Source organism: Pseudomonas sp. dw_612, assembly GCF_018449725.1.
In the GTDB taxonomy this organism is placed as follows: domain Bacteria; phylum Pseudomonadota; class Gammaproteobacteria; order Pseudomonadales; family Pseudomonadaceae; genus Aquipseudomonas.
Genome location: NZ_JAAVVC010000006.1, coordinates 229,604 through 255,186, shown reverse-complemented (window position 1 = coordinate 255,186; position 25,583 = coordinate 229,604). Strand labels below are relative to the sequence as shown.

The following is a 25,583-nucleotide window of genomic DNA, read 5'->3' as shown; positions in this document are numbered from 1 at the left end:
ATAAGTACGGAGAATCACCATGAAACCTTCGATGGCAATCAAGCCTCTGGTTTTCGCAATTGCTGCGGTCATGGCTGTTGCTGTACAAGCTGGACAAAGTGACGACCACCATAATGGACACCATAACGGTGGCCATAACAACAATGGTGAGCACACTCCTCCTCCAACCCGAATCCCTGTGTACGCCACGGCGAATGCATGGGATACCCAAAGCAGCACCGACAACCGTATCGGCAATGCCGGGACGGTTAACTCAGCCGAGATGAACAACTCTGCCACCGGCACCAGCGGCAACGTCGGCGTCAACGTGGCAGGTGGCGACGGCAACCAACAAGACAACGCGGCCGCTATTGCTAACGCCGCTGCTGCTGCTCCGGATAACGCCTTCGTGTTCGGCACCGCCAGCGCCACCGCTTCCGTCCAGCAAACCAGCAGCAACAACCGGGTCGACAACTATGGCAGCTCTGCCACTGCGTCGATGAGCGGATCGGCTAATGGCGGCAGCGGCAACATGGGTGTCAACGTTGCAGCTGGCGACCTTAACCAACAGAAAAACACCATGGCCATTGCCAACACCAATGCGCCACTGGGTAACGCAACCGCCACCGCCTCTGCTACACAAAGTGGTCCTGGCCTGACCGTCAATAACAATGCCGATCGGACCTATCGCGTAGACACGCTGACCTTTACCACTTCGGCCAGCGGCAGTTCCAACTTCGCTAAAGCAAGCGCAGCGTCGGGCAGTAAAAGCTCTTCGTCGAGCTTTAACGTGAGCGGTTCGAAAAGCTTCGATGCCAGTGGCTCAAAAAGCTTCGAGAAGAGCAGTTCTTCCAGTTCTGATCTGAATGCTTCGTTGAACGCTACGCTGGATGCTTCCGTCGAGGCTTCCAGAAACGCATCCTGGGACTATGGCCGCCACAATTCGGGCAGCACCAGTTCGTCATCCGACGCTTCTCTGACCGCATCGCTTGACGCAACGCTGGACGTATCGGTCGATAAATCGCACCAAAGTGCGGGCAGCTCCTCGTTCGATAAATCGTTCGACTCCTCGTTCGAAAAATCGGGCAGCAAATCCCACGAGTCTTCGTATGACAAGGCGAAAGCCTACGCTGAGAGCAGTTCATTTGATCTGAGCAACACGTATTCCTATCAAGTGCTGACTCCAACCGGCTGGGCCAACCCTGTGACCAACACTGCAACCCTGAGCGGTTCGGTGAATGGCGGCAGCGGCAACCTGGGCGTCAACGTGGCTGCGGGTGTGGGCAACCAACAAAGCAACTCGTTGGCCATCTCCAACAACTCGTTCTAATGGCTGTCTTGAGGCCCCCTTTTGGGGGCCTTTTCAGCAACAACCAGAAGGCGTCCCACCATGCGCATGATTGCCTTGGCACTTTTGCTTTGCGTGGCCAGTGTGAGCGAGGCTGCACGTATGCCGCTTTCCGTCCTGCCGGGCGGCGCGGTGGTGTACAAGCCGATCCAGAGCGTACGCGAGCGAAAATTTGAGGACCTGGTCCAACAGAAAACCGACTTCAGTTGCGGTGCAGCTGCCCTGGCGACCATTTTGCGCCAGGCCTATTGGCTGGACGTGACTGAAAATCAAATCATCGAAGGCATGCTGGCCCACTCGGATCAAAATCTTGTCCGCGTCCAGGGCTTCTCCATGCTCGACATGAAGCATTACGTGGAAAGTATCGGCATGCGCGCCCGCGGCTACCGGGTAGCGACGGAAACGTTGAGTGAAATCAAAATTCCGGTCGTGGTCCTTATGGACATCCGTGGCTACAAACATTTTGTGGTCTTGCAAAGAGTCCATAAAGGCTGGGTCTATATCGGTGATCCGGTACTCGGCCATAAACGTTACAGCGTCGACGACTTTGTCAAAGGCTGGAACGGCATCATCTTCGCCGTCATCGGCCAGGGCTACGACAAAGCCAATGCGCTGCTCGAGCCTCCCCTGCCCCTGACTGCCAAAAACCGCATCAACATGTTCAGCCCGGTGCAAGACGCGGAGTTGATGGATTTCGGATTCATCCAAAGCGACTTCTTCTAATAACAAGGGAGCACGAAGCTCCGGGAGCATCCCATGAAAACTTCAACCTGGCTGGCTGTGGTTTGCCTGGCCGCCAGCCTGCCGACCCAGGCAGAGATATTCAAACCCATTGAACTGAAAGATCAGGAACTGGCGAACCTGCGAGGCCGGTTTGTCATGCCGGGACGGATCGTCAGTTTTGGCATTGTCATGACCACCACTTGGCAGAACGCCAACGGTGCATTGATCGGTGCTACTTCCGCGATGCAAGTCCAGCAATCGACCATCAAGCCACAGTTCTATGTGTCGATGATCGACGAAAAACCTGGTAGCTCAACGAGCTCGCAAGTCGCCGGCGCAAACACAGGCACCGGTACAGGCACCGTCACTGGCGGCGCCGGCCTCAACACCACCGAAGGCGTGACTCAAGTCGTGCGGGCTGCCGGCGACAACAACACCGCCTACAACAACGTTGATATCAACGTCGCCAAAACCAGCCAGGTCAACCAGACACCCGCAACGCAACCGCAGGGCCAGGCATTAACCGCAGGCTCGACGCTGCTTGGCTCCAATGATGCTGGCTCGCTCAGCGTTTCCTCAACCGGTTCGGGAGTGCAACTCAACATCGTCGCAAACAACAACCAGGGCAATACTGTGCAGCGCCTGGCCCAGGGTGGACTGATGCAGAACACGACTTTGCTTGGCAGTAGCAACCAGGTTCGCAATCTCACTTCCTTCAATGTCGTGCTGCGTGACAACGTGCCGACAACCGGGTCGGTGAGTGGCAATCTGGACCAGCTCAAAGGTCTTCGCACTATCGGATTCTGATCTACGCTCTGTCTCATCAGATTTAATCAGAAGGGACGGCTAACCCATGCACCGATCGTTAACGTTCAGAGCTATCGTCTGTTTGAGTAGCCTGACCCCGGCGACACTGCTATACGCAGCGCCGGACCCTCAGGTCGAAGCATTAAAACAAGAACTTATGGAGTTGAAACAGCGTTACGAAGCACAACAGAACGCGCTGATGGTACTTGAGCAGCGCGTTCGCCAAGTCGAAGCAGCACCTGCGACACCGGCTCCCAAACGCCTGACCAAATCCCCTGCCGAGCCGGCCAGGGGTGGTCAGACGGTGGCCGCCGGTGCGCCCGGAACCCAAGGCAGTTCTTACGGCCAATCGCTCAAGGATGACTCGGAACCGGCGCAAAGCGTTTCCAACCTGTACGACGAAGCCAGCGGATTCTTCGGTGGTGGCAAGTTCAGCGTCGAAACCGGCCTGACCTATACGCACTACGATACCCGGGCATTAACGCTCAACGGCTTCCTGGCACTGGATTCGATTTTTCTCGGCAACATCAACCTCGACCGGATCAAGGCCGACAACTGGACGCTGGACCTGACGGCCCGCTACAACGTGGCGCAACGTTGGCAGTTCGACATTAACGTCCCGGTTGTTTATCGCGAATCGACGTACTCCTCCGGTGGCGCGGGTGGCGCAGGCCCGGTGACGTCGGACGCAACCGTTACCCGGGACCCGACCATCGGCGATGTGAACGTGGGTGTCGCTTACAAGTTTCTGGATGAGTCGTCCAACTGGCCCGACGCGGTCGCTACATTGCGCGTCAAGGCTCCGACCGGCAAGGACCCTTACGGTATCAAGCTGGTCAGTGACCCGACCAACGATAACCTCTCGGTACCCGAGGACCTGCCTACCGGCAACGGTGTCTGGTCGGTCACCCCGGGGCTCTCGCTGGTCAAGACCTTCGACCCGGCCGTGCTGTTCGGTACGTTGGCCTACACCTACAACATTCAAGACTCTTTCAGCGATATCAGCCCTCAGGTTGGCTCCAAAGTTAAGGGCGACGTGAAACTGGGTGATTCCTGGCAGGTTGGCGCCGGCATTGCGTTCGCCTTGAACGAGAAGATGAGTATGTCGTTCTCGTTCACCGATCAGTTCGCCCGCAAGAGCAAGATCAGGCCCGACGGTGGAGATTGGCAGTCGATTTCCAACAGCGATTACAACGCGGCCAACTTCAACATCGGCATGACGCTGGCAGCCAGCGACAACCTGACGATCGTGCCCAACCTGGCCATCGGCCTGACCGACGACTCGCCTGACTTTTCCTTCAGCCTGAAATTCCCGTACTACTTCTAAGCCACAAGTACAAAGCCCCGCTGCGACTTCAATCGCGGAGGGGCTTTTTTTGTGGATTGTTGAAAGATCGCAAAAGATCGCAGCCTCGTTTCACTCGACAGCTGCTACACAGCGCCTACACAGCTCATACAAGGACTCCGTGAACCCGTAGGAGCTGTCGAGTGAAACGAGGCTGCGATCTTTTGACCTTTTGAAATTGTTAACGTATCTGATGCTTGTGCAACAAACGGTAGAAGGTAGGCCGGGAAATCCCCAGTACTTTGGCGGCGATGCTCAAGTTGTCGCTGTGGCGGTTAAGTACATCGCACAAGGCCTGGCGTTCAGCGCGGGTCTTGTAGTCTTCCAGCGTGCCCATCGGCGCGACAATGGTCTGTTGGCTGATCAGCCCCAGGTCTCGCGCTTCAATCTGGCGCCCTTCGGCCAGTACCAGCCCGCGACGTACGCGGTTGGCCAGTTCGCGAACATTGCCTGGCCAGTCATGTTTGCCCATGGCAATCAGCGCGTCTTCGCTGAAACTGCGTGGGCGGCGACCGGTTTCATGGCTATAGAAATGGGAAAAGTGGTTGGCCAGCATCGATAGATCGCCATGGCGTTCACGCAGCGGCGCGGTGACCACTTGCAGAACGTTGAGGCGGTAGTACAAATCTTCGCGAAAGCGTTTCTTCTCGATCGCTGCCTCTAGGTCGACGTGGGTCGCAGCCAATACCCGCACATCCACCGGAATCTGCTGGCTGCCGCCGACATGCTCGATGTGTTTTTCCTGGAGGAAGCGCAGCAGGTTGGCTTGCAACTCCAACGGCAAGTCACCGATTTCATCGAGAAACAGCGTGCCGCCGTTCGCCGCCTCGATCCGCCCGATCTTGCGTTGATGCGCACCGGTAAAGGCCCCTTTCTCATGGCCAAACAATTCGGACTGGATCAGGTGTTCGGGAATCGCGCCGCAGTTGATCGCGACGAAAGGCTTGCTGTGGCGCTGGGATTGTCGGTGCAGGGTACGGGCCACCAACTCTTTGCCGGTGCCGCTTTCGCCGCGGATCAAGACCGGCGACTCGGTCGGCGCCAGTTTGCTCAGCAATTTGCGCAGCTCACGAATGGGCTTGCTGTCGCCAAGCAACTCGTGTTCGGGCTGATCAATGTGGACCGTGCCCTGCCCGCGCAGGCGTGCCATGCCGAACGCACGCCCGAGGGTTACCTGAACCCGGGAGACGTCGAACGGCAAGGTGTGGAAGTCAAAAAACCATTCGCACACAAAGTCCCCGACGTTTTGCAGGCGCAGGACTTCCTGGTTGAGCACGGCAATCCATTCGGTGCCGCTGCGGCTGATCAATTCTTTGACGGCTTCGGGCCGTTCCAGATGGAACGGCTGCAATCGCAAGAGGCCGACATCGCACGTTCTATCGGCGGCGTTTTCCAGCGTGCAGCTGTCTACATCCCATCCCACAGCGCGCAAACCCGGCAAAAGACGATGGCAATCGTCGCAAGGATCAACCACTAACAGACGTCGTAAGGCAGGCGCTTCGATCATGACTGTTCCTTGGCGCCAAATTTAAGGAAATATTATTAAAAACAGTCATTTGGCGGACCTGGCTGTAACATTAGCAAGAATTTGACGGGGCCTTGTATCGTTTGACTATAGGAGTGTTAACTAATTAGTTATAAGAAGAGACTTTGTTAGTTACCTAACGACTGAACCTTTCACCCAGCTTTCAAAAACAGCCTGAATATTGAGTATATGAAAGAAAGTTGAATTTTCTTTGCGTTGTGTGTGACCCAACCCCCTATTGCGGGCATCAGTACAAGTAACCAGCCGAACGGTAAGCCCAACCGACGGCACATCACTTGATTGGGCATACAGAGAGAAGATCCCATGACCGCCCCGCTCCGTATCAACGAAGCTCTTTTGATTGCCGACCGCGCGTTCAAGCCATTTCAATGCGTGGCCTGGGCCCCACAAGACGGCAACGGCGAACTCAGCCTGAGCGTTATCGACCGCACCAATACCCGCATCGGCCGTGCACAGATCCCAAGCAGCGCTTATTCGGATCCGGTGCAACTTGAACATCTGCTGGAACAGGCGCGTGCCGCACTTAGCGAAGATGGTTACACCTTGCAATCGTGGTCCATGCCTCATTAATTAAAGATCAAAAGATCGCAGCCTTCGGCAGCTCCTACATTGGAATATGCGTTTCCTTGTAGGAGCTGCCGAAGGCTGCGATCTTTTGCTTTATAAAGGCTTGATTGTTGGCACCCTTCTTCAGTGGTTCCAAAAGACACTGTTCTGGCACACAACGACCCTCCACCTGTTAGTTATGACAGTTGTGCGTCTGCGCATTCAGGGATTGAATGTTTCGCACGCGCAGTCACCCTCCCGGCTACCGGGATCAGGTCGACTGGCAAGGAGATGCGTGCATGTCAATCCAGACCGCTTTCGCCTGCCCTGCCACAGCAAATGCAGCCGGGCACCTCGACCCGGAATTTGCCGCCGCCGGCAAAACCCAAGTGTATTTCGCCGGCAGTTCCTCAAGCATGGCCAACGGTGTCGCCATCGACCCGCAAGGTCGCTTGCTGGTCGCAGCCAAGGTCGGCACCCATGGCGGCAGCCGCTTTGGCCTCGCCCGCTTGCTGGAAGATGGCTCGGCGGACCTGAGCTTTGGCAATCAGGGCAGCCTGATCGGTCAGTTCGCATTGGGCTTCGAGGCCATGGCCAGCAAGGTCCATGTCCTGCCCTGCGGTTCCATTCTGCTGGCTGGCCTGCACTACGAAAACGCTCACCGCACCTTGCCCGCTCTGGCGCTGTTCGATCCCCATGGCCACCCGGTTCGAAGCTTTGGCGACAACGGACGCCAGGTGGTGCGGCTTCCCGGTGATCTGTCCCGGGGGCTGCGCGACGATTGGTTGCCACCAGGTGTGCCGGGCGCCGAAGCCTGCGATATCGCCGTGCAGGAGGACGGTCGAATCCTGGTGCTGGCCAATCATCATTTCGAACTCGCCGATCACGTCGGCCTGCTGATCCGCCTCAATGTCGACGGCACTCTGGACAAGGACTTCAACGGCCGCGGTTTCGTGGTGGTCAGGCATTTGCTGATGAACACCTGGCTCGGCAGCCTCATGGTGCAACAGGACGGGCGCATCCTCGCAGGTGGCTCGATCAATTTTCCGGCGGAAGGATTACTCGCCCGCTATCACGCCGACGGCCGACTGGACGACAGCTTCGCCGTGGATGGATTCATGACTTTCAAGGCTCAGGGACGCAGTGCTCAGGTCAGCCAGATCGTTCAGCAGGGCAACAGTGACTTGCACTGTTTTGGCAGCAGCCGCGACCCGATGCACTGCCTGTCACTGAAATTGCACAGCAACGGTCGCCCGGATAAACATTGCAACGGAGGTCAGCCGCAACGCCTGGAAATCGGCCACAGCGGCAGCCAATGGACCGCCGCCCAGGTTCAAGCGGATGGCAGCATCCTGGCCGTCGGAGCCACGATCGGCGGGGTCGAAGCCGATTTCATCCTGGCTCGATACCTGCCTCAGGGACAGTTGGATCGCCGCTTTGCCAATGGCATCGGCTGGGTGCGTACCCGACTGGGCCGCAGCCTCGACACGGCCACGTCCCTGGCGGTGCAGGACAACGGTCGGATCGTCGTCGGCGGCTATTCACTGGACGGCAACTACCGGGCGGTGGTGGCGCGATACCTGAGCTAGCCCCGGCGCTTGATCTTCCCTGTCGCTTCCGGCAAGTTGCGCGCTTCTTAATACAAGGAGTAGCCGATGTCCGGTTCAATGGCCCAGGCGTTCGCGCACAACTTTCTCGGGCACTCTCCCCGCTGGTACAAGGCGAGCATCGTCGGCTTCCTGATCCTCAACGCCCTGGTGCTGTGGACCGTGGGCCCGGTAGCCGCCGGGTGGTTGTTGGTCCTGGAATTCATTTTCACCCTGGCCATGGCCCTCAAATGTTATCCGCTGATGCCCGGTGGCCTGCTGCTGATCGAAGCGCTGCTGTTGAAGATGACCACGCCCCAGGCGCTGTATGACGAACTGGTGCACAACTTTCCGGTGATCCTGCTGCTGATGTTTATGGTCGCCGGCATTTACTTCATGAAAGACCTGCTGCTGTTTCTATTCTCGCGCCTGTTGCTCGGGGTTCGCTCCAAGGCGTTGCTGGCGCTGATGTTCTGTTTTCTGTCGGCGTTCCTGTCGGCATTTCTCGACGCCTTGACCGTCACGGCAGTGATCATCAGCGCGGCGGTGGGGTTTTACTCGGTGTATCACCGCGTCGCCTCGGGCAACGATCCACGCCTGGACAGCGGTTTCAGCGACGATCAACACCTGCCCAGCCTTCACCATGAAGACCTCGAACAGTTCCGCGCCTTTCTGCGCAGCCTGCTGATGCACGGCGCGGTGGGCACGGCACTCGGTGGCGTGTGCACGCTGGTCGGCGAGCCGCAGAACCTGTTGATCGGCCATGAGATGGGTTGGCATTTCGCCGAATTCTTCCTGAAGATCGCCCCGGTGTCCTTGCCGGTACTGGCCGCCGGCCTGGTGACCTGTGTGCTGCTGGAGAAGCTGCGCTGGTTCGGTTACGGCACGCTGCTGCCGGACAACGTGCGCACGGTGCTGGCCAACTACGCCGCCGAAGACAATGCCGAGCGCACCGCGCGCCAACGGGCGGCGTTGCTGGTCCAGGGCGCGGCGGCGCTGATCCTGATTGCCGGGCTGGCGTTTCACATTGCGGAAGTCGGGTTGATCGGCTTGATGGTGATCGTGTTGATCACTGCGTTCACCGGCATCACGGACGAACATCGCATCGGTAACGCATTTAAAGACGCCATGCCGTTCACCGCGCTGCTGGTGGTGTTCTTCGCCGTGGTGGCGGTGATTCATGATCAGCAACTGTTCACGCCGCTGATTCAATGGGTGCTGGCCCTGCCGGCGGATCAACAGCCGGGCATGCTGTTTATTGCCAACGGATTGTTATCGGCGATCAGCGACAACGTATTCGTGGCGACGATTTACATCACCGAAGTGAAACAGGCGTTCATCGCCGGCCACATGAGCCGCGAGCATTTCGAGACGTTGGCGATTGCCATCAACACCGGGACCAATTTGCCGAGCGTGGCGACGCCAAATGGTCAGGCGGCGTTTCTGTTTTTGCTGACCTCGGCGATTGCACCGCTGATTCGCCTGTCGTATGGGCGGATGGTGTGGATGGCGTTGCCGTATACGGTGGTGATGGGGGTTTTGGGGTGGTATGCGGTGAGTTTCTGGCTGTAACTCCGATTTACCTGTAGGAGCTGCCGAAGGCTGCGATCTTTTGACCTTGATCTTTAAAAACGAGATCAAAAGATCGCAGCCTTCGGCAGCTCCTACGGTGGAGGCTCAGCGTTTGAGGATGTACCGCTCGATCGCCTGCGCCGCACCATCTTCGGTATTGGCACCGGTGACCACATCGGCCTGGCGCTTCACCGCCTCCTCGGACTGGCCCATGGCAATCGACAACCCGGCACGATGAAACATCGCCGGGTCATTGCCGCCATCACCCAGTGCGGCCGTCTGCGCCAGCGGCACGCCGAGAAACTCGGCCAATGTTGCCAGCGCCGCACCCTTGTTGGCTTGCATCGCCGTCACGTCCAGGTAAATCGGCTGTGAACGGGAGACTTGCGCCTGACCTTCCACTTTCGGCAGCAGCAGCGCTTCCAGCTCGATCAACAAGTCCGTGTTGTTGCTGGTGGCGACGATCTTGTCGATGCGTTCCAGGTACGGCTCAAAACTCTCGACCACCACCGGCGGATAGCCCAGGCCGTGCTGTTCACGGGGAACCATCGGACCGTGGGGATCTTTCAGCAACCAGTCGCCACCGCTGAACACCCAGATTTCGATGTCCGGCCGGTCAGCGAACAGCGCCAATGCGGTCAGCGCCGCAGTGGCCGGCAAGTAATGCGCGACCAGCACACTGCCGTCCGGGTTGACGATGGTGCCGCCGTTGAAGGCTGCGGTCGGCAGGTCGACGCCCAGGGCTTCGATCTGCTGCAACATGGCTTTCGGTGGCCGGCCAGTGGCCAGGCTAAAGAAAACGCCCGCCTCGCGCAGCGCACGAACCGCGTCGATCGTGCGCTGGCTGAGGCTGTGATCGGGCAGCAACAAGGTGCCGTCCATGTCGCTGAGCAGAAAACGGATGGGATGCTTCGCTGCTTCACTCATCCGAGGCTGTGCCAGACGCGGCCATCACGGGTCAGCAGGTCTTCGGCAGCTTGTGGGCCATCCTCACCTGCCGCATAGCTCTGCACACTCGCGTCCTGCTGCCAGGCGTCGAGGAACGGCTGTACGGCGCGCCAGCCGTTCTCGATGTTGTCGGCGCGCTGGAACAGCGTCTGGTCGCCGGTCAGGCAATCGTAGATCAGGGTTTCGTAGCCGGTGGACGGCTGCATCTCGAAGAAGTCCTTGTAGGCGAACCCCAGTTCGATATTGGCCATCTTCAGCGCCGGTCCCGGTCGCTTGGCCAGCAGGTCGAACCACATGCCTTCGTTGGGCTGGATCTGGATCCGCAAGTACGTCGGCTGCAACTCGTCGACCTCGGTGTCGCGGAATTGCGCGTACGGCGCAGGCTTGAAACAGATAACGATCTCGGTGTCACGCACGCTCATGCGCTTGCCGGTGCGCAGGTAGAACGGCACGCCGACCCAGCGCCAGTTGTCGATCATCACTTTCAGCGCGACATAGGTTTCGGTGTTGCTGTCCGGTGCCACGTTGCCTTCCTGGCGGTAACCGGCCAACGGCTTGCCGTCGACTTCGCCAGCGGCGTATTGGCCACGCACCGAGTTGGCCCGCGCATCTTCAACGGACCAGGGACGAATCGCGCCGACCACTTTGGCTTTCTCGCCACGTACCGCATCCGCGCCGAACGCAGCCGGCGGTTCCATGGCCACCATCGCCAGCAACTGGAACAGGTGATTGGGCACCATGTCCCGCAAGGCGCCAGTGTGTTCGTAAAAACTGCCACGGGTTTCCACGCCGACGGTTTCAGCGGCGGTGATCTGTACGTGGTCGATGTAATGGTTGTTCCAGAACGCTTCGAACAGGCTGTTGGAGAACCGGCTGACCAGAATGTTCTGCACGGTTTCCTTGCCCAGGTAGTGATCGATCCGGTAGATCTGCTTTTCCGACATCACCTTGAGCAAGCACGCGTTCAAGGCTTCGGCGGTTTGCAGGTCGGAGCCGAACGGTTTTTCGATCACCACCCTTCTGAAGGCTTCCGGGGTTTCTTCCAGCAAACCGGCGCTGCCGAGGCGGCGCACCACTTCGCTGAAGAACCGTGGCGCGGTGGCCAGGTAGAACACCGCATTGCCGGTGCCGCTGTCGGCGATTTTTGCCGCCAGGGCTTGATAAGTGCTGTCGTCCAGGAAGTCGCCCTGAACGTAGCTGATGCCTTTGGCCAGTTTGGCCCACAAGGCCGGATCAAGAGCTTCATCGCCCTTGCCGACCTTGGCGGCCGCTTCGGTGCGAATGAAGTCTTCGAGCTTTTGCGCGAAGGCTTCATCGCTGATGGCGTTGTGGTCAACGCCGATGATCCGCAGTCCATTGCCCAGCAGGCCGTCGCGACTGAGGTTGTACAGGGCCGGCATCAACAGACGCTTGACCAGGTCACCATGGGCACCGAACAGGAACAGCGTGGTCGGTGGTGCGGGTTCTGCCTTGGATTTCCTGCGGATCGTATTACTCATTTTTTCGAAGTCTCCACGTGGCCGCCGAAGCCGAAGCGCTGGGCCGAGAGAATTTTGTCGCCAAAAGTGCCTTGGCCGCGGGAACGGTAGCGCGAGAACAGCGAGTTCGACAGCACCGGTACCGGCACGGACTGCTCCATGGCGGCTTCGATGGTCCAGCGACCTTCGCCGCTGTCGGCTACCGAGCCGGAGTAACCATCGAGTTTCGGGTCGCTGGCCAAGGCATCGGCGGTCAGGTCGAGCAACCACGACGATACGACGCTGCCACGACGCCAGACTTCGGCGATGTCAGCGACATTGAGGTCGAAGCGCTGGTCTTCCGGCAGGTTTTCGCTGGATTTGGTCTTGAGAATGTCAAAGCCTTCGGCGAAGGCCTGCATCATTCCGTATTCGATGCCGTTGTGGATCATCTTCACGAAGTGCCCGGAACCCGCTGGGCCGGCGTGAATGTAGCCGCGTTCGGCGCGATCGTCGTCGGACTTGCGGTCCTTGGTGCGCGGGATGTCACCCAGGCCCGGCGCCAGGCTTTCGAACAACGGATCGAGGCGCGTGACAGTTTCGGCGTCGCCACCGATCATCATGCAGTAGCCGCGCTCCAGGCCCCAGACGCCGCCGGAGGTGCCGACGTCGATGTAGTGCAGGCCTTTTTCCGCCAGGGTCTTGGCCCGACGGATGTCATCTTTATAGAAGGTGTTGCCGCCGTCGATGATGGTGTCGCCGGCTTCGAGCAGGTTGCTCAGGGTGTCGATGGTGTCTTCGGTCGGTGCGCCGGCCGGCAGCATGACCCAGATCGCACGCGGCTTGGCCAGGCCGGCGACCAGCGCCGGCAGGTCGGCGACGCCGGTGGAACCCTCTGCTGCGAGGTTCTCGACGAAGGCGGTATTGCGGTCGTAAACAACGGTGGTATGCCCATTGAGCATCAGGCGCCGCGCAATATTACCGCCCATGCGGCCCAGTCCAATAATCCCGAGTTGCATGTGCTGATGCTCCTTACTGCAAATAATGTGTGTCAAAGGTTATAGCCCAACGCGACTAATGTGGGTTAGTCCAGAGCGCCGGGATGAAGTTTCCGGGCATTGTGCCCGATTCACACTGATAACGTCGGGAATCGTGTTGAAGACACACCGACCATGAAAAATAAAAAAGTTCCCTTCAGAGGCAAAAGAAATCAAAATCGGCGCCGATAGTGAAGGTGTCATTTAAATAAATGACGCAATCACAGTTGATGCAGGCCATTTGCGAGGTGAGCAATGGACACAATCGTTACCGCACGTCCCCCACAAACTCTCTACGTCACGATTCGTCGTGATGAACTGCGCCAATTGAAAGACGAGCGTGACACCTTGAAGACCCAGGTGGCACAGCTTCGGCAATTGTTGCAGCAACAGGCTCAATTGGCCGGGCAATCGATGCCTGCGCTGAACGCCTGATTTCCCTCAGTACCCCCCGCCATCCCTTGTAGGAGCGGGCTTGCTCGCGAAAACGGTGTGTCAGCAATACAAATGCTGACTGACCGGACGCCTTCGCGAGCGAGCCCGCTCCCACATGAAAAGCCATTCGCGCTGACGCTTCCTGTCGCGTTCCTGAACAAAACTCACAAAGTTTTCACATTCCCCTAGCGATACTCCCGGTCCTTGTGGCTGCTCGGCTCTCGAGTAGCGGTTTCTCGTAGGTTCGTTTGATGACGCTGGCGACTCCATGACGCCGGTGGGAGTACGTACTTAATGGCATTGCTTAAACGCAGCAAAACGTCTGCGACAGGTTTCGATTGGGCCGGGTTTATCTGGCTATTTGTGTTCTTCTGGTACTTTTCCGGTATCACACAACTGCTGATCCAACTGACGGGTACTTCGGGTTTCACCGGTTTCCGTCAGGCCTTTGTGATGAGTGCCGTGTGGCTGGCGCCGATGTTGCTGTTCCCCAAGCGCACCCGCCTGCTGGCCGCGCTGATCGGCGTTGTGCTGTGGGCCTGTTCGATGGCGAGCCTGGGCTACTTCTTCATCTATCAGCAGGAGTTTTCCCAGAGCGTCATCTTCATTATGTTCGAGTCGAACATCTCTGAAGCCGGCGAGTACATGACCCAGTACTTTGCCTGGTGGATGGTGCTGGCGTTCCTCGCTCACACCGCGTTCGCCTACTTCCTGTGGACCCGCTTGCGTCCGGTGTACATGCCGCGTGGCCGTGCGCTGGTGGCTGCGACTGCCATTCTGGTGGCGGTGGTCGGTTATCCGCTGATCAAGCAAACCGCGCGTACCGGCAGTCTGGCCGGCGGTTTCGAAAAATTCGAAACCCGCATCGAGCCCGCCGTGCCTTGGCAGATGGCCGTGGCTTATCACCGTTACCTCGACACATTGGCCGGCATGCAGGACATGCTCGACAGTGCGAGCAAGATCGCGCCGCTGAAAAACCTCAAGAACTCCTCGGCCGATCAACCGTCGACCCTGGTGCTGGTGATCGGCGAGTCCACCAACCGTCAGCGCATGAGCTTGTACGGCTACAACCGGGAAACCACCCCGGAACTGGACAAGCTCAAGGATCAACTGGCGATCTTCAATAACGTCATCACCCCGCGCCCATACACCATTGAGGCGCTGCAACAGGTACTGACCTTCGCCGACGAAGAGAACCCGGACCTGTACCTGACGACGCCCTCCCTGGTCAGCATGATGAAACAGGCGGGTTACAAAACCTTCTGGATCACCAATCAGCAAACCATGACCAAGCGCAACACCATGCTCACCACGTTCTCTGAACAAGCCGACGAGCAGGTGTACCTGAACAACAACCGCAACCAGAATGCCGCCCAGTACGATGGCGATGTGATCGAGCCATTCAACAAGGCGTTGGGCGATGCGGCGCCGCGCAAGCTGATCGTCGTGCATTTGCTCGGCACGCACATGAGCTACCAGTACCGTTACCCGCCGACGTTCAACACGTTCAAGGACCGCACTGGCGTTCCGGCCGGCGTACACGACGATGAAGTGCCGACCTACAACAGCTATGACAACGCGGTGCGGTACAACGACTTCGTGGTGTCGAGCCTGATCAAAGACTACGCCAAGGTCGATCCGAACGGTTTCCTGCTGTACCTCTCCGACCACGGCGAAGACGTCTTCGACTCCCCGGGCCACAACACCCTGGGGCGTAACGAAAGCAAGCCGACGGCACCGATGTACACCATTCCGTTCATGGCCTGGGCCTCGCCGAAATGGCGTGAAACCCACAACTGGAACTTTGCCGCCGACTTGAGCCGCCCTTACAGCAGCTCGCATCTGATCCACACCTGGGCTGATCTGGCGGGCCTGAGTTTCGATGAACTGGACCGCAGCAAGAGCCTGGTCAGCGACAGCTTCAAGGCGCGGCCATTGCTGATCGGCGATCCCTATACACGTCAGCAGCGTCCATTGATCGACTTCAGCCTGATCAAACCCAAACCTGCGGCGAGTGAAGTGCCGGCAGTCGTGAAGCAGTAAGTCACACCGCAATACCCTTTGTGGGAGCGGGCTTGCTCGCGAAGGCGGTGTGTCAGTCGACATAAATGTTGCCTGACACACCGCCTTCGCGAGCAAGCCCGCTCCCACAGTTGTTTTCCGCGCCCGAAACATTCAGATGACAATTATTCTCGTTTAAAGCTAAATCCCCCTGTTCCCCTTCGTCTTTGAGCAAACGGAATTTTTCCCTCGAAGACAAGGAGTCGGCTGCGATGTTCGCGCCTATCACCCGTTCCATGACCTTGACCCTTGGGCTGTGCAGCGCAGCCCTGAGCCCGGATTTGCTGGCCGAAACCGATCCTGAAAAGGACCCGGCCGCCAGCGCCCTGGAACTCGCCAGCACCAACGTGACCGCCGAAGGATTGGGCAGCACCACCGAACACACCGAGTCCTACACCACCGGCGCCATGAGCACCGCCACGCGGCTGAACCTGTCGATCAAGGAAACCCCGCAATCGGTGTCTGTGGTCACCCGCCAGCAAATGGACGACTTCAAGCTCGGCACCCTGTCCGAAGCCATGAGCCAGACCACGGGCGTGGTGGTTCAGCACAATGACTCGGACCGGGTGAGTTATTCGTCCCGTGGCTACGAGATCAACAACTTCCAGATCGATGGGATGCTCAACACCTTCGGCCGTATGAAGTCCGACGCTGACACCATCATCTATGACCGCATCGAAGTGGTTCGCGGCGCCACCGGGTTGACCACCGGCGCGGGCGATCCCTCGGCGACCATCAACATGGTGCGCAAACGCCCGACCGCGCAATGGCAGGCCCAGACCGGCGTCAGTGGCGGCAGCTATGACGATTACTACAGCTACGTGGATGTCGGCGGCCCGCTGGCATTCGACGGACGTTTGCGCGGGCGCAGCGTGCTGGCCTATCGCGACAGTCAGTCGTTTCGCGATCACTACCAATTGCAACGGGAAGTCGGTTATGGCGTGCTGGAAGCTGATCTCACCGACGACACACTGCTGGCGGTGGGTTATGACTACCAGGACAAACAGGTCCAGGGCACGTCCTGGGGCACGGTGCCTTACTGGAATTCGTCCGGTGGCAAGGCCAACCTCGGGCGCTCCACCCACATGGCGACGTCGTGGAGTTCCTGGCCGCTGAAGGACAAGACCGCTTTCGCCAACCTCGACCAGCAACTGGGCGGCGGCTGGCATCTGAAAGCGGCCTACACCCACCGTGACAGCGATACCGACGGCAAGGTCTATTACGGTGGCGGTGGATTCCCGAATGAGGATCGCAGCGGCATGAGTGCCTACCGTGGCCACATGCTCGGCACGCAGAAAATGAATACCTATGACGTCAACGTCGCCGGTCCTTATGCGCTGTTCGGGCGCGAGCATGAACTGATGTTTGGTTATGGCGAAGCCGAACGCAGCTCGGAATCGCCCCACACCGTGGGCGGCGCCGTTCCTTCGGGCTACGGCAACATACCCGACTGGAAATACATGGGCGGTATCGCCAAGTTTCCCGACACCGTCACCCATCTCACCGGCTCTTCGGATAGCACCCGGCAAAAGGCCGGTTACCTGGCCACGCGCCTGAGCCTGACCGACCGCTTTCACGCGGTGCTCGGCAGCCGTTACGGCAGCTGGAAAACCTCGAACAAGAACTACAGCTACGATAAAAACCTGCAACTGACCGGCGTGGAAATCACCGCCCAGCAACAAAGTGATATCTGGACGCCGTACGCCGGGTTGCTCTACGACCTCACGCCCGAGTACACCGTCTACGTCAGCTACACCGACATTTTCAAGCCCCAGAACAACCGCGACGCCAATCGCCAATACCTGGAACCGGTGGTCGGCAGCAATTATGAACTGGGCCTCAAGGGCAGCTTGCTGGACGAACGCCTGAACGTCGCCACGGCGTTGTTCTGGAGCAAGCAGGATAACGTCGCCGAGCTGGACAACTCGGTGCCGCAAGACCCGTTGACCGGTGAGCAGTTCTATAAATCCGGGGGCAAGGGGCAAAAGGTCCAGGGCTTCGAAGTCGAAGTCTCCGGCGAGGTCATGACCGACTGGAACATGACCGCCGGTTACACCTACACCCACGCGGCCAACGGCGATAAACAGCGCGCAAATACCAATGAACCGCTGAATATGTTGCGACTGTCGACGGCGTATCGCCTGCCCGGCGACTGGCATGCGCTGACCGTTGGCGGTGCGGTGAACTGGCAGAGTGATATCTGGGGCAACTCCAATCGCCCGACCGGTCGGGACGCCCAGGGAGACCTGATCACCGAAAACGCGAAGATCCGCCAGGAGGCCTACACCGTGGTCAAGTTGATGTCGCGCTACGCGTTCGACAAGCACCTGTCCGCCTCGCTGAACGTGGATAACCTGTTCGACAAAAAGTATTACGACAACGTCGGCTTCTACAACGGCGTGTTCTGGGGCGACCCGCGCACGGTGACGTTGAGCCTGGACTGGAAACTCTGAGCCATCGCTGCAATCTACCGAGGGAGTGAGCTTGCTCACTCCCATAGGGATTGAAACTGGATGCAGTACTTGCGTTCACCACAGATCCACTGTGGGAGCGGGCTTGCTCGCGAAAGCGGTGTGTCAGACGGCATCATTGCTGGATGTGCCGCCGCCTTCGCGAGCAAGCCCGCTCCCACAGGTTGATCCCGGTTAACCCCGACTTAATGAGCTCTGCCGATACTGCGCCCACGCCCTTGAATCACGGATGAAAGGCACCCCGTCATTCTTTAGTGGGAGATTCATCATGAAACGAGTCAGCCTGATCCTCGCGGGTTTGCTAGCCCTCGGTTCCACCAGCGCGTTTGCCGAAGGCGGCGCCGAACGGATGAAGCATCACTGGGACAACTTTCCGGTCCATACGGCGCAAAGCCAGACCGATCAACGGCCAAGCGGTGAACTCCGGGTACCGGACGATCAAACCGCGCAAGTGACCGAATATTACAAACCCTGAACCCATGGACCTCTGGCGGCCCTGCTCCGCCGCCAGAGCTGACACTTCGGGCGTCCTGACGGGCGCCCTTTTTTATGCCTTCGATTTACAGCGTCTTGATCCAGAACAGCATGCGACCGTGGGCCGGGTCGAACATGCCGGCGGCAAAACCGAACTTGGCGTAGGACGCCTGGGCCACGGCGTTGCCCTCCAGGACTTCGAGGGTGATTTTGCAGCAACCGCGCTGGCGGGCGATGTCTTCAACCTTTTGCAACATCTTCTGGCTCAGCCCCAGGCCGCGAAACTTCGGCACCACCGCAACATCGTGCACGTTGACCAATGGCCGACAGGCGAAGGTCGAGAAACCTTCAAAACAATTGACCAGCCCTGCCGGCTCACCGCCGACGAAAGCCAACACACTGAACGCATAAGGACGCTTGGCCAGTTCCGCCGGCAGTTGCCGTAACACCTCGGCGTCCAGTGGCTCGCTGCCGCCCATCGGGTCTTCGGCGTAGCTGTTCAGCACCAGGCAAATGGCCTCGGCGTGCACCGGGTTGATGTAGCTGGCTTGAAGCACAAGTATTTCTGCGGATTCCATTTCCACCCTCGACCACACATCAAATTGGCCACGGACATTAGCGCGGGCGTTGGAGTGGATCAAGATCAAAAGATCGCAGGCTCCGCCAGCTCCTACGGGGTGTACGCAAATCCACTGTAGGAGCTGCCGAAGGCTGCGATCTTTTAATGACCCCACACCAATTCTTCAGTCCAACCCAACTCTGCAAAATCCTCTGCCCGCAACCCCGCCTCCCCGGCGCAGAAAAACTCGTCCAGTTGCGGCGGTTTGACTGAAGTGCCGCTGAGCATGGCGTGAACCTGCCCACGGTGGTGAATCTGGTGTTCGAACAAATGAGAAAGCATGCGCAAACGGCTGTCGTGTTGCGGCGTGTCCCGCGCGATGGTCACCATCTGCCCGAGATCCGCGTCACGCAGTTGTTCGCAATAAGCGATCAGCCGTCGGTCCACGCTGGCCTGTTCGCGCCTGAGTTCAACACCGTCAGCGAACGGTTGCTCGTCCTTGAAAAACACGTAGCAATCCGGGTGCGGCACATCACCGCGCAACTCTCGCTCCAAGGCATCCACATAAAACCAGTCACAGGTCAGGATGTGGTTGAGGGTCGCACACAGGCTCGGGAAAAAACTGACCCGCGGTGCCGTCAGTTCCGACGCGCTCAACTGGCCCCAGGCCTTGGCCAGTCGATGGTTGGCCCAGGCGTTCTGGTAGGCCATGGTCAGCAAATGGTGAGACAGAGGCTGATTCATCGTCGCTCCTCCTGGTGCTCAAGCGTCGGCAAAGCGTTGCAATTGCATTTCCTGCAAGCGACTGAGGGTGCGGCGGAACGGAAATTCCAGATACCCCTCGGTGTACAAAGCGTCCATCGGCACCTGGGCTTCGAGGTACAGCGGCACCTTGCGGTCGTAGCATTCGTCCACCAGGGCGATGAAGCGCCGCACGCCGTCGTCATGCACCGACAACTGCGGCAACTCGCGGTCACCGGCCACCACCCGTTCCACCCCGTCTTCAGTGCCCCGGGCAATCCGCCCTTCGCGCTTCTGCGCGCTGAGGTTGGGCACTTCACTCATCAGAATAGCGCTGAAGGTGTCGCACAGGGCCATAAAGTCCATGGCGGCAAAAGGTTGCTCGCAAAGATCGGCGTAACGACACCACAGCACCGTGGCGCTGGCCTGCACCACGTGGACGCTGCGATAGCCGACCTGGATCGGATCACTCGACACCGACTGGCCGACGGTCAGGGCCTTGAACGCTTCGGCCAAGCCGCTGGGCTGATCGAGTGCCCCCACCCAATACCGTTGCAGCGCCGTGCCGGGGTGCAGGCGATGATCTTCCCCGCCATCCACCGCGATCACTTGCATATGCTGTTTGATTGCCTCGATGGCCGGGGTAAAGCGGTCGCGGTTGAAGCCGTCGGCATAGAGCTGATCCGGTGGTTGGTTAGAGGTGCTGACTACGACCACGCCCTCCTCGAACATCACCTGGAACAAACGACCGAGAATGATCGCATCGCCGATGTCGTTGACGAACAGTTCATCGAAACACAACACCCGCACTTCCTGGGCTAACTCCCGCGCCAGGGCTTTCAGCGGGTCGGCGGTGCCGGTCAGTTGAAACGAACGCTGATGCACCCACCCCATGAAATGGTGGAAATGCTGACGCCGGGCCGGCACTCGCAGACTTTCGTAGAACTGATCCATCAACCAGGTCTTGCCCCGGCCGACCGGGCCCCAGAGGTAAACCCCGGTGATCGACTTGAGTCCGTCGTGCAAGGCTTCGTGACACTTTTGCAAGGCCCAGACGGCATGTTCCTGGGCCTCGTCCTGGACGAAGCCCTTGTGTTCAACGGCGTATTGCCAGGCGCTTAACGGGGAATCGAAAGTCATGGGGCCGCGCTTCAGGTTTGAAGCTAGGCAGTATGCCAGCCGAAAAGATTTCAAACATGGCATTCCCCTGTGGGAGCGAGCTTGCTCGCGATGGCGGCTGCACATCCGACATTGATGTTGGCAGACAAACCGCTATCGCGAGCAAGCTCGCTCCCACATTGACCGCATAGTGTCAGAGAGAAATGTCGAGCCGCGCAATCTTGCCCTGTTCGTTCAGGCGAAAGGTGTAGCGCAATTCCAACGGGCTGCCGGGAAACGTCCCGGAAATCAGGTTGTGCACCAGCACCTTGCCGGTTCGCAACTGCACGTCAAGCACCTCGACCCGAGGCTGGTAACGTTGCGCGGTGTCTTGCATCCATTGGGCGATAGCCTGGGTGCCGACCTGATGCTCGCCTTCATCGAAGACGTTGGCGTCCTCAGCGAAAAAACTGGCGACCCGTGAGGTGTCACGGGCATTGGCGGCGGCGATGTAATCGGCGATGGCCGGTGCCAGTGAAGTGGCTGGGTTAGACATGGTGAAGGCTCCTTGTTGTTTGATTCTGGAGCCATGCTAAAGCACTGCTGTGTCAGTTCTTGTCAGGAGTGAATCGTCCGTTTTCGTCCAGTTGCATCTGCTTGCGCCAGGTGCGCAGCAAGTCGCTGCGCCGGCCCGGATAACGTTCGCCCTGCTCGCTCGCGGCGCAGATCCGGTCGGTGCGAAAGGTCCGGTAGGCGCTGCGCAACTCGCACCAGGCGACGATGATCCGCACTTCGTTGAGAAACCCCAGGGCCAATGGCCAGATCAAGCGCTGGGTCGGCACTTGGTTGGCATCGGCGTAATCGATGTGCAACTTGGCCTGGTTGCGAATCGCCTGGCGAAACACATTCAGCGGCACGGCGTTTTGCGCAAAGCCGTAGCCCGGCGGGCCGGGCAACACGGTCGGGTTGTGCAAGGCGTCCAGCGCCTCGGGCGCCAACACGGCGGCGATCTTCGCCAGTGCGTCGGCGGCGGCTTTGCTCAGCACCTCGTCCCCACGCTGATCGACATAACGCAAACCAAGCACGATGGCTTCGGTTTCGTCGGCGTTGAGCATCAATGGCGGCAGAAACAGACCACTGCGCAACACATAACCGATCCCCGCCTCGCCGTAAATCGGCGCGCCGAGGGCCGTGAGCTCGGCGATGTCGCGGTACAGCGTGCGTTCGGAAATCTCCAGTTCGCTGGCCAGGGTTGCGGCGGTCGCCGGACGGCTTTTACCCCGCAACACTTGGAGCAAGGTCAGTAAACGAGTGGTTCGCGACACGATGGGCACGCTCTGTTCGTAAAAGTGCTCGCAGCTTAGCAAAGGCTGCTGTCAGAAACTGGCAGGAGTGATCGCACCTTTTATCGCCCCTGAAAAAAGCGCCTTGACGCTGGATATTACTCGCATCATATTAAATACATGTTGCTGGACATTTATATTTAAGCGCGATGTTTTCCTTCAGGAGTCTTCCCATGCATTACAAAGTCTTTGGTCGCAAAACCGGCTTGCGGGTTTCGGAACTGGCGTTGGGCGGTGGCAACTTCGGCACCGGTTGGGGCCACGGCGCGGAGCGCGATGAAGCCAAGCGGATTTTCGACGGCTACCTGGAGGCTGGCGGCAACTTCATCGACACCGCTAACGGTTATCAGAATGGCCAGTCCGAGGTCATGCTCAGCGAGTTCATCGCCGCGGAACGGGATCGTCTGGTCATCGCCACCAAATTCACGATGGGGACTGACCGGGTTGCCGGTATTTCCTTCACCGGCAACAACCGCAAGAACATGGTCCGCTCCGTGGAAGAGAGCCTGAAACGCCTTAAAACCGATCACATTGATCTGTTCTGGGCGCACATCACCGACGGCGTCACGCCGATGGAAGAAATCCTGCGCGGCTTCGACGACCTGGTGCGCGCCGGCAAGATTCACTATGCAGGGCTGTCGAACTTCCCGGCCTGGCGCATCGCCCGGGCTGACGTGCTGGCGGAGGTGCGCGGTTTCTCGCCGATTGCCGCGATCCAGACCGAATACAGCCTGGCCGAACGCACCGCTGAACGTGAATTGCTGCCGATGGCCGAAGCCCTTGGCCTGGCCGCAACCTTGTGGTCACCTTTGGGCGGTGGCTTCCTCACGGGCAAGTACCGCAGCAACGACGAAAACAACCGCGCCGCCAAACTCGGCATGTTGATCCACGCCGAGAAAAGCGCCCGGGAAACCGCCCTGCTCGACACTTTGCTGGCCGTCGCCGCAGAACTGGAATCGACACCGACCCACGTGGCGATTGCCTGGTTGCGTGAAAAAGCCAAGCGTTCGACCACCGCGCTGATTCCGATTCTGGGCTCGCGGACGCGTGAGCAACTGGATGCGACATTGGGGGCGTTGAACGTGGCGTTGAGTGACGAGCAACTGGCGCGGCTGGATGGGTCCAGTGCTGTAGAACTGGGTGTGCCTCACGCGATGATCGCCGGGTCGGCGGCGCGGTATACCGGGGTTGAAACCTTGGATCTGCCGAAGATTCCGGTGGCCTGAAAAAGCTTCGCGGGCAACAAGCCTCGCTCCTACGGGATCTCCACAACCCCTGTGGGAGCGGGCTTGCTCGCGAAGGCGGCGGCACATCCACCAATGATGCCGTCTGATACACCGCTTTCGCGAGCAAGCCCGCTCCCACATTTTTAACCGCGTATTACTTGTCGACTTTGTGTCTGGCCGCATACAGGCACAACATTTCCATCGCCAACGTCGCCGCCGCCAACGAGGTAATGTCCGCGCTGTCATAGGCCGGCGCCACTTCCACCACGTCCATGCCCACCAGGTTGATCCCGCGCAAGCCGCCGAGGATTTCCAGCGCCTGCACCGTGCTTAAACCGCCGCACACCGGGGTGCCGGTGCCGGGAGCAAACGCCGGGTCCAGGCAATCGATGTCGAACGTCAGGTACACCGGGTTATCCCCGACCCGCGCCCGAATCGCCTCGACAATCGCCTCACACCCTTGGCGATGCACTTGCCGCGCGTCCAGTACTTGAAAACCCATGTGATCGTCGTTGGTGGTGCGCAAACCGATCTGCACCGATCGCGCCGGGTCCACCAGCCCTTCCCTGGCCGCGTGCCAGAACATCGTGCCGTGATCGACCCGCTTGCCCTCCTCGTCCGGCCAGGTGTCGCTGTGGGCGTCGAAGTGGATCAGCGACAACGTGCCATGCTTGCGCGCATGGGCCTTGAGCAGCGGATAGGTGATGAAGTGATCGCCACCGAACGTGAGCATCGCGCTGCCAGCGTTCAAGATGTGCTCGGCGTGGGCTTCGATGCTTTCCGGCACCGACTGCGGCGTGCCATAGTCGAAGTCGCAATCGCCGTAATCAATCACCGCCAAATGATCGAACGGATCGAAAGTCCACGGCCAGTGGCGTTCCCATGCAATCCCGGTGGACGCCGCACGAATCCCGCGCGGCCCAAAACGCGCGCCGGGGCGGTTGCTGGTGGCGGTGTCGAACGGCACGCCGCTGACGGCCACATCGACCCCGCGCAAGTCGCGACTGTAGCGTCGGCGCATGAAACTGGTGATACCAGCGTAGGTGCTTTCGGCGGCAGTCCCGTAGAGGCTGTCGCGCGTCATGGCCTGGTCGTTTTGCACAGGGACATCCATGGTGAGTTCCTTATTATTGACGGCTACGGAAAGTGGTCCAGAGGCGAGTGCGCTGGCGCATGTCCTTGAGGCTCATGCTGCGGTCGGCGTACAAACGGTCGCGAACGTCGGCCAGCGGGTAGATGTCCGGGTCGGTGCGTACCGCTTCATCCACCAAAGGCGTCGCGGCGGTGTTGGCCGTGGCGAAAAACAGCGTGTTGGTCAGCGCCGCCACGGATTCGGGGCGCAACATGAATTCGATGAATTGGCGGGCGGCTTCGGGGTGCGGCGCGCCCTTGGGGATCGCCAGGTTGTCCTGCCACACCAGCGTGCCTTCCTTGGGAATCCGGTACGCCACTTCGTAAGGCTTGTTGGCCTTGCGCGCCTGATCCGCCGCCATGCTCGCGTCGCCGTTATAGGTCAGGGCCAGGCAGACGCTGCCGTTGGCCAGGTCGCTGATCTGCCGGCCAGTAGCGACGTACAACACATTCGGCTGTAGCTGATGCAGCAACGCCTCGGCGGCTGACAGATCAGTCTTGTCGGTGCTGTAGGGATCTTTACCGAGATAGTGCAGCGCCAGGCCAATCACCTCTTGCGGCGAATCGAGAATGGCGATGCCACAGTCTTTCAGCTTGCTGGCGAACTCGGGCTTGAACAGCAGATCCAGACTATTGAGCGGCACGTCCGGCAAGCGCTTTTTTACTTCGTCGACATTCATCCCGAGGCCCAACGTGCCCCAGGTATACGGCACGCCGTAGCGATTGCCGGGATCGACCGCCGCGAGTTTCTCCAACAAATCCGGATCGAGGTTGGCGTAACCCTCGAGTCCTTCGTGAGGAATTGCCCTTAACGCACCCGCCGCCAACCCGCGCGCCAGAACACTGGACGACGGCACCACCACGTCATAACCGCTGCCACCGGTGAGCAATTTGGTCTCCAGCACCTCCGACGCATCGAAGGTGTCGTAGCGCACGTGAATCCCGGTTTCCTTTTCGAAGCGTTGCAGGGTTTCGGGCGCCACGTAATCGGCCCAACTGTAAAGGTTGACGACGTTTTCCTCAGCCTGGGCGGACACGGCCATGGCGAGTAACAGCGCGGGGAAACACAGCTTGAAGAGAGGAGCCATGACAAACACCTGACCAGTTGGAGTGGTTACAGCGTGCGCCCTCGGTTACATTGGAAAAATAT

General features: G+C 59.2%; 23 protein-coding genes and 1 pseudogene. 12 read left to right on the top strand and 12 right to left on the bottom strand.

The window, feature by feature from the left end; translation table 11 throughout:
* Positions 1 to 19: 19 nt before the first annotated feature.
* The 4 genes from HB680_RS12455 to HB680_RS12440 are packed head-to-tail and all read left to right on the top strand — an operon-like array spanning position 20 to position 4,184.
* Complete coding sequence (locus tag HB680_RS12455) at positions 20 to 1,309, top strand: heme utilization protein (protein ID WP_213938924.1); 1,290 nt, start codon at positions 20 to 22, stop codon at positions 1,307 to 1,309.
* A 60-nt stretch (positions 1,310 to 1,369) separates the two neighbouring features.
* Positions 1,370 to 2,050: a C39 family peptidase gene (locus HB680_RS12450; RefSeq protein ID WP_213938923.1), complete on the top strand. Its 681-nt coding sequence runs from the start codon at positions 1,370 to 1,372 to the stop codon at positions 2,048 to 2,050.
* Positions 2,051 to 2,083: 33 nt separating this feature from the next.
* Positions 2,084 to 2,857 carry a hypothetical protein gene (locus HB680_RS12445; protein ID WP_213938922.1) on the top strand — a complete coding sequence of 258 codons (774 nt, stop codon included), beginning with the start codon at positions 2,084 to 2,086 and terminating at the stop codon, positions 2,855 to 2,857.
* 46 nt (positions 2,858 to 2,903) lie between these two features.
* A complete protein-coding gene (locus tag HB680_RS12440) occupies positions 2,904 to 4,184 on the top strand; it encodes a hypothetical protein (protein ID WP_213938921.1) in 1,281 nt (426 codons plus the stop codon).
* Between the two features lie 199 nt (positions 4,185 to 4,383).
* Here the strand turns inward: HB680_RS12440 and HB680_RS12435 are convergent, their stop codons facing one another.
* Positions 4,384 to 5,709, bottom strand: a complete 1,326-nt coding sequence (locus HB680_RS12435) for a sigma-54 dependent transcriptional regulator (RefSeq protein WP_213938920.1) — start codon at positions 5,707 to 5,709, stop codon at positions 4,384 to 4,386.
* 342 nt (positions 5,710 to 6,051) lie between these two features.
* Between HB680_RS12435 and HB680_RS12430 the strand changes: the two genes are divergently transcribed.
* From HB680_RS12430 to nhaB, 3 genes are all read left to right on the top strand, one after another.
* Positions 6,052 to 6,318, top strand: a complete 267-nt coding sequence (locus tag HB680_RS12430) for a hypothetical protein (RefSeq protein ID WP_213938919.1) — start codon at positions 6,052 to 6,054, stop codon at positions 6,316 to 6,318.
* A 275-nt stretch (positions 6,319 to 6,593) separates the two neighbouring features.
* On the top strand, positions 6,594 to 7,883 hold the full coding sequence (locus HB680_RS12425) for a hypothetical protein (protein ID WP_213938918.1): 1,290 nt from the start codon (positions 6,594 to 6,596) through the stop codon (positions 7,881 to 7,883).
* A 66-nt stretch (positions 7,884 to 7,949) separates the two neighbouring features.
* Positions 7,950 to 9,452 (top strand): sodium/proton antiporter NhaB, encoded by a 1,503-nt coding sequence (gene nhaB / locus HB680_RS12420; RefSeq protein ID WP_213938917.1) that lies wholly within the window; start codon positions 7,950 to 7,952, stop codon positions 9,450 to 9,452.
* A gap of 105 nt (positions 9,453 to 9,557) precedes the next feature.
* On the opposite strand, the gene HB680_RS12415 is transcribed toward nhaB, so the two are convergent.
* Genes HB680_RS12415 through gnd form a run of 3 tightly spaced genes read right to left on the bottom strand, consistent with a single transcriptional unit; the run spans position 9,558 to position 12,876 of the window.
* Positions 9,558 to 10,379, bottom strand: a complete 822-nt coding sequence (locus tag HB680_RS12415) for an HAD family hydrolase (protein ID WP_213938916.1) — start codon at positions 10,377 to 10,379, stop codon at positions 9,558 to 9,560.
* The gene (gene zwf, locus HB680_RS12410) at positions 10,376 to 11,899 is read right to left on the bottom strand and encodes a glucose-6-phosphate dehydrogenase (RefSeq protein ID WP_213938915.1); all 1,524 of its coding nucleotides are present in this window, start codon (positions 11,897 to 11,899) and stop codon (positions 10,376 to 10,378) included. The genes HB680_RS12415 and zwf overlap by 4 nt, the downstream gene beginning before the upstream one ends.
* Entirely contained in the window at positions 11,896 to 12,876 is a 981-nt protein-coding gene (gene gnd, locus HB680_RS12405; protein ID WP_213938914.1) for a phosphogluconate dehydrogenase (NAD(+)-dependent, decarboxylating), read from the bottom strand. Before gnd ends, zwf begins: the two co-directional genes overlap by 4 nt.
* 273 nt (positions 12,877 to 13,149) lie before the next feature.
* On the opposite strand from gnd, the gene HB680_RS12400 reads away from it, so the two are divergent.
* The 4 genes from HB680_RS12400 (at position 13,150) to HB680_RS12385 (ending at position 18,336) form a co-directional block, all read left to right on the top strand.
* Positions 13,150 to 13,329: a DUF6026 family protein gene (locus HB680_RS12400; RefSeq protein ID WP_213938913.1), complete on the top strand. Its 180-nt coding sequence runs from the start codon at positions 13,150 to 13,152 to the stop codon at positions 13,327 to 13,329.
* A gap of 294 nt (positions 13,330 to 13,623) precedes the next feature.
* Positions 13,624 to 15,372, top strand: a complete 1,749-nt coding sequence (locus HB680_RS12395; protein ID WP_213938912.1) for a phosphoethanolamine transferase CptA — start codon at positions 13,624 to 13,626, stop codon at positions 15,370 to 15,372.
* Positions 15,373 to 15,602: 230 nt separating this feature from the next.
* Positions 15,603 to 17,843, top strand: coding sequence for a TonB-dependent siderophore receptor (locus HB680_RS12390; RefSeq protein WP_213938911.1), 2,241 nt, complete (start codon positions 15,603 to 15,605; stop codon positions 17,841 to 17,843).
* 286 nt (positions 17,844 to 18,129) lie between these two features.
* Complete coding sequence (locus tag HB680_RS12385; protein ID WP_213938910.1) at positions 18,130 to 18,336, top strand: hypothetical protein; 207 nt, start codon at positions 18,130 to 18,132, stop codon at positions 18,334 to 18,336.
* 85 nt (positions 18,337 to 18,421) lie between these two features.
* Here the strand turns inward: HB680_RS12385 and HB680_RS12380 are convergent, their stop codons facing one another.
* The 6 genes and pseudogenes from HB680_RS12380 to HB680_RS12360 form a co-directional block, all read right to left on the bottom strand.
* Complete coding sequence (locus HB680_RS12380; RefSeq protein ID WP_213938909.1) at positions 18,422 to 18,913, bottom strand: GNAT family N-acetyltransferase; 492 nt, start codon at positions 18,911 to 18,913, stop codon at positions 18,422 to 18,424.
* A gap of 143 nt (positions 18,914 to 19,056) precedes the next feature.
* Positions 19,057 to 19,638, bottom strand: coding sequence for a DinB family protein (locus HB680_RS12375; protein WP_213938908.1), 582 nt, complete (start codon positions 19,636 to 19,638; stop codon positions 19,057 to 19,059).
* An 18-nt stretch (positions 19,639 to 19,656) separates the two neighbouring features.
* Positions 19,657 to 20,775 (bottom strand): cell division protein ZapE, encoded by a 1,119-nt coding sequence (gene zapE / locus HB680_RS12370; protein ID WP_213938907.1) that lies wholly within the window; start codon positions 20,773 to 20,775, stop codon positions 19,657 to 19,659.
* A 65-nt stretch (positions 20,776 to 20,840) separates the two neighbouring features.
* Positions 20,841 to 20,951 (bottom strand): annotated as a pseudogene (locus HB680_RS32750) (YqgE/AlgH family protein); the annotation flags it as partial.
* Positions 20,948 to 21,289 (bottom strand): nuclear transport factor 2 family protein, encoded by a 342-nt coding sequence (locus tag HB680_RS12365; RefSeq protein ID WP_163909999.1) that lies wholly within the window; start codon positions 21,287 to 21,289, stop codon positions 20,948 to 20,950. The gene HB680_RS12365 and the pseudogene HB680_RS32750, both read right to left, overlap by 4 nt.
* Positions 21,290 to 21,341: 52 nt before the next feature.
* Entirely contained in the window at positions 21,342 to 22,058 is a 717-nt protein-coding gene (locus tag HB680_RS12360) for an HTH domain-containing protein (protein WP_213938906.1), read from the bottom strand.
* A gap of 191 nt (positions 22,059 to 22,249) precedes the next feature.
* On the opposite strand from HB680_RS12360, the gene HB680_RS12355 reads away from it, so the two are divergent.
* Positions 22,250 to 23,302, top strand: a complete 1,053-nt coding sequence (locus tag HB680_RS12355) for an aldo/keto reductase (protein ID WP_213938905.1) — start codon at positions 22,250 to 22,252, stop codon at positions 23,300 to 23,302.
* Between the two features lie 154 nt (positions 23,303 to 23,456).
* Here HB680_RS12355 and speB read toward each other — a convergent pair whose 3' ends face one another.
* Positions 23,457 to 24,416 (bottom strand): agmatinase, encoded by a 960-nt coding sequence (gene speB, locus HB680_RS12350; protein WP_213938904.1) that lies wholly within the window; start codon positions 24,414 to 24,416, stop codon positions 23,457 to 23,459.
* Positions 24,417 to 24,429: 13 nt separating this feature from the next.
* On the bottom strand, positions 24,430 to 25,521 hold the full coding sequence (locus HB680_RS12345) for a polyamine ABC transporter substrate-binding protein (protein WP_213938903.1): 1,092 nt from the start codon (positions 25,519 to 25,521) through the stop codon (positions 24,430 to 24,432).
* Positions 25,522 to 25,583 lie beyond the last annotated feature (62 nt).